Origin of the sequence: Clostridium sp., assembly GCF_036639235.1 — a bacterium.
Taxonomy (GTDB): domain Bacteria; phylum Bacillota; class Clostridia; order Clostridiales; family Caloramatoraceae; genus Clostridium_AB.
The window spans coordinates 1-5212 of record NZ_JAVWJB010000073.1 but is presented as its reverse complement, the minus strand read 5'-3'; the positions used below and the strand labels follow the sequence as shown (position 1 = coordinate 5212).

Annotated in this window: 3 protein-coding genes; all 3 read right to left on the bottom strand. The window is 32.3% G+C overall.

The window, feature by feature from the left end:
* A partial coding sequence (locus RR539_RS10265; RefSeq protein ID WP_332500406.1) for a hypothetical protein occupies positions 1-376 on the bottom strand: 376 nt, incomplete at its 3' end.
* Positions 377-565: 189 nt separating this feature from the next.
* A complete protein-coding gene (locus RR539_RS10260; RefSeq protein ID WP_332473755.1) occupies positions 566-1099 on the bottom strand; it encodes a hypothetical protein in 534 nt (177 codons plus the stop codon).
* A gap of 712 nt (positions 1100-1811) precedes the next feature.
* Positions 1812-5212 (bottom strand): DUF5011 domain-containing protein (locus RR539_RS10255; RefSeq protein WP_332500405.1); only part of this gene is annotated, 3401 nt, incomplete at its 5' end.

Here is a 5212-nt window from a genome sequence, read left to right as displayed (position 1 = left end):
CCTTTTGCATATTATTTTGAATAAGTAGAGCATCTCCCTTTTCTAGAATAGCATCTACTTTTAGGTTTCCTGTAGATTCCCTTCTACTTTGTCCATTAAAAACACTTCCCTCAAGTCCCTTATAACTAGTTATTCCATGTGAAGATTCTGCTTTAACCTGACCTGCATAATCCTTTATAATCGATGGTGCAAAAAAGGAGACTGCTATAAGAACAATATATCCTAGTAAAATCAATATACCTGTTAGTAAGAAAACTCCACTTACCTTCCTTGCTGTTTTGCTTTTTTTCCTAAACCTAAGATAGCCATACATAACAAAGCATAGAAAAAATCCTAATGCTCCTAATAGGGCTAAATTAAAAACCGAACTTGTCATAATGCACCTACCTTCCAAATAGCCTATAGGCTACCATATATTTTTCGACTATTTTTCATCTATTCTCAACCTTATATATAATATTTACCCTAAAACTTAAATGCTAATGTAAATCAAAAAAAGCACCCCAATATTTAATTGGGATGCATGTATTTAAAATATTAAACTAGGAAAAAGCTTATAGATATATTAGCTTTTAGCTATTATACCCTTTACCTTATACATAACTCTTTTTCCACTTTGTTCATTTATAACTTCACTGAAAAATTCAACGTCAAAAACAATATCACATTCAAGGTAAGCAGCCATTGTTTTAATAGCATATAGAGCCTCGTCCTTAGATTCAAAGCATTCTGTAGAAACCTTTTTAACTTCCTCTACATAATCAACTTCGCCTTGGAAATCCTTGAAATAAATCTTTACACCACTTGAAGCATCAAGTGCCCCGTTATAAGCATCAATTGCCGGTCCGTATATGCAATCAAAACAATCCTCACATACTTCTCCCCTTGATGCAAACTTAGAATCAACACAGTCCCTTGATAGGTATGCCATGTCTTCAGGTTCATAAACTGTAAAAAGCTCATTGTCTATCTTTTTTCCACACTCTTTACATCTACCTTCCTTTAGAAAAGCACCGACCTTCTTAGTAAGAAATACTGCACCTACTGCTGCTGAAATTGCAGCCACTGCAGCTATAGCTCCTTTAGCTTTTTTATTCATTTTGAACCCCTCCTTTTTTAGGTGTTATTACTATTATACACTTAATGTTTTCTATTTTGAACTTAAAAACAAAAATATATAATAATTTAGATTGTTTACAAGCAAATAACTTATAAAATATTAATTTTGTCCTACATAACTATAGTATTCAAGTAACACAAAAAAAAACACTTTGTTTGGCAAGCCAAAACAAAGTGCTTTTTTAGAACTTTAAGCTCTTGGGAATGAGACTTAAAGCACTCACGTAATAACATGAGATTTTTGGTACAATTTTGAATTTATTATTTCTAAGTTCCTTAATAATGATTGCTCATTATTGAAGATACTAGAAAATACTAGTTTAGGTACAATTTTAACATGTAAAGTTATATATTAAAACTCATCAATTGAGCGAAGTATACGATTTAACTGTGAATACCTAGTTAAAGCTAGCCCATTCACCATTATATACCTTATTTTGAATTATAGGTATATTGTACTTAAAAAAGCCATGAATTACAAGACCATATTTAAAATATATTTATTCTTTTAATATGGAATCATTTGGATTGTTCCAAAATATCATAGATTTTAAACAGTTTTTTGTAAATAGTACAATTCAACCTTACATTAAAACTTTCTTTTCAAACCCTATATATATATTAGTTAGGCCTCAAAAATATGAGGCCTAATATTAACTTTATTACCAGTTATCGTCCATTACTTAAATTTCTTAAGGCTTAACCGGTTTAACTGGCCCTTCTGGAATTGGTGCATTAATTTTCATTGCTTCTGTAACTATTTCATTCATAATAGCATCAATACCCTTAACTGAGGTGCCGCTTCTAAATGAAGCTGTACTCTTAAGCTTTTGTACTAAATCATACTGACTTTGATTAATTATCACATTATTACTATCCTTTAACAATTCATTATTGTATAGAATAAAGTGGGTAATTTTATATTCATTATCAGTATACGCCTTACTTGACCCTGTCTCATTAACTTCAAATTTTCCATCCCAACCTGGAGTTCTCCACTCTAAGGTTAACTTAGCATTACTTATATAATCACGTATATCATCTATTAATGTTCTTCTCAACTTTAGCCACTGCTGAGAATTATCAACATCCCCACCTTGATTTGGAGTTTCTATAAACTTATGCTGGTATTTATAAGTAGTTAGCATTTTAGTCTCTAATGATTCAAATAATGCTAATTGAGATTCATATGTATCCATAGCGTTTTGAATAATAAAATTACTCCTACTATCTAAATCTAATCTACTACTATTAGCTATTAACTTCTTAATAGTTAGTGTATTAATCTTATCTCCAGAATAATTTGTATCCTTAGCTATAAGGTCCCGTAAAACCTGTGCTATTTCTTTTCTCTTAACAATATCTATGTCACTTGTAGAACCTAATTCTCTAAACTTTTTAGTTGTTGCATTAGGTATTCTATCACTTACTTTATAAAGCATAGCAAGTAGATCCTCAGCATTATCATCAGTTAATACAGCTGGAGAGTTTTTAAGAATCCTAATTATTTCATTAAGATCTTCTGAATTCTCCTTTTTAGCTAATTTATTAGCTTCCCTTATACCATTTTCTACTGCTACAACACTATCAGTCTTACCTCCAAGTGCTATTATAATTTGATCTATATATTTCTTATAATTAACATCATAGTAGTAATAATTATCTTCCTCTGAAGTTACACCTGGCTTAGGATCCTTGTCTGTTTCTTGTTTCATAGTATAATCAAGTGTCTTATCACCTAAAGGTTTAAACACCTTCTTATCTATTCCAGTTGTTTCTCGTCTATGCTTTGTTACATTCTCAAGCCTAGTTAAAAGATTTCTTAAATCTCCTTCACATCCCTCTGTATTCATTGATGACTTAAGAGATGTAATACTACTAATTGTTTTTACTATTGCCTTACTATTAGCACTATCAACAATTAGAGACTTAATGTTTGGATAGTTCTTATTGTACTCAAGTCCAATAGTTAAGTTACGTATCATATTTCGTATTGAACCATTTGTATCATTTAAGACCTCATAATACTCACTATCTAAGTACTCACTTATATCCTTAGTTTCTAAGTTAGTTCCTAGTTGAAGTGGACTTACATCTAGTCTTATATAATTTATTAAATTTTCTCTTATAGTTTTTCCATCAGTTGCCTCTACCATCTTAAATAGATGTTCCTTAGCCTTAGAATGGTTAACTCTTTTAGTCTTATCCACACCATCTCTTAAATATTTAGATGTAGCCTCTGTTATTTGAGCCTGAATAAATGAATCCTTTGAAGTTTTATCCATGTCAGTTATTCTTCTATCATTAACATCAAATAATGTATCTCTTATTATGTTATATGCAACAGTATTAGATGGGTCTACCCTCATATCTGTTCCTTCAAAACTATACACCTTATTGTATCCGCTGCCCTTAACAATAACTATACCAGGCTTACCATCTGAAACTTCCTTAACATATGAGTTTTCCCACTCTTTATTAACTATCCCTGGATAAGCTCCAAGTAGTACCTTGTATACTTGTCTTATATTATCAGACTCTAATATAGCCCTAGCTATTGAAACATTATCCCCAGCCCCTATTCTTGTAAGCTTAACCTTATAATATCTTATATCCTTATAGTCTGCAGACCTACTTACAATAGTTAGCTCATCATAATCTGCTAAATTACCTGTATACTCAACTGCACCAGTTCCAGAGGCAATCGTACTAGCATTATTCCCTTTTATTTCTATATAGGCCTTAGAGCTTGCAGCTGATACCTTAATACCTCTAAGCTCGTCACCCTGTACATATTTAATCTCATCAGGGGATGTTAAGTTAGCTGCTACCTTTAAGTCCACGTTTATTCCATCAATAGTAGACATAATTACTGATCCATCACTATCAGCATTAATTTCCTCAACAGTAACAGTTCTTACTACCTCTGTTTTATTACCAGCCCTGTCAGTAGCTTTATATGTAATACTATAGAAACCTGCTTTTCTTGTATCTATAAATGTTACCTTTTGATAGTTATTATAGTAAATTTCTTGCTCTACTCTTACGCTAGCACCATCAACATTATCTGTAGCAGTATATCCTGGATCTGTAAAGGTTCCTCCATACTTAACAAATATTCTTGAATCACCTTTTAGAGTTATTACTGGTGGTGTTACATCTGAACCTGTGTTGCCACCTGAGCCACCTGAGCCACCTGAGCCGCCACCCCCAGGATTAGTAGCTGCTCCAACTGTTAGCCATCTATATGTTGTCTGTGTCTTGTTACGGCTATTTGTTACAGTATAAACAATCATATACGTACCTTCTGTTGATGTGTTAATACTTGATATTGGCTTACCATTTTGTTGGTAAGTTACTTGAACCTTGTATGTTATATCCCCATCAACTGAATCAGTAGCAGTATATCCTGGATCTATAAATTTATCATTCTTATTTATGTAATTATTTACAGCACCATTAAGTCTTATAGTTGGCTTAGCTAAATCTACTGGTGGTAGAGTTGATCCACCGCCTCCTGAACCACCTGAGCCTCCCCCTGTAATCCCTGAACCTGGAAGCTTACTTACCTTGTTAATTAAAACCTTAATATTGCCTCTTAGCTTGTCCTTAATAACACTTGTTGAAACTGCATAAACAGCCTTTAAAGCCTCACTAACCTTTATATCAGCTGCTGCAACATTATCCTTAGTTGAATTTGCAAGTGCTTTTTGGTATAGCATACTAGCCTCATTATACAGCTGATTTGCATAGCTATATTCAATAGTATTCTTAACCTTAATATCTCTTATATTGTTAAATCTGCTATAACTTCTCTTAGAAAGTCCAACCTTCGCAGATGAATGTATTCCCTCTGGAATTCTATTAATATATTTATTTGCATTATTAATATATATTTCAAATGTAGGAACACTACTTAAAGTATGTGAATTCTTGTTCATGCTATCCTCAAGCTTAACAGTTGATTCTGTTGCCCTTATAACATTTTCACAAACAGATACCCTAGAACTTAAACTTCTCTTCGTAGATCCACTTGGAATCTTACCAACCATGCTCTTAGCTTTTCTAAGCTGAGTATTAAAATGATTTAAGT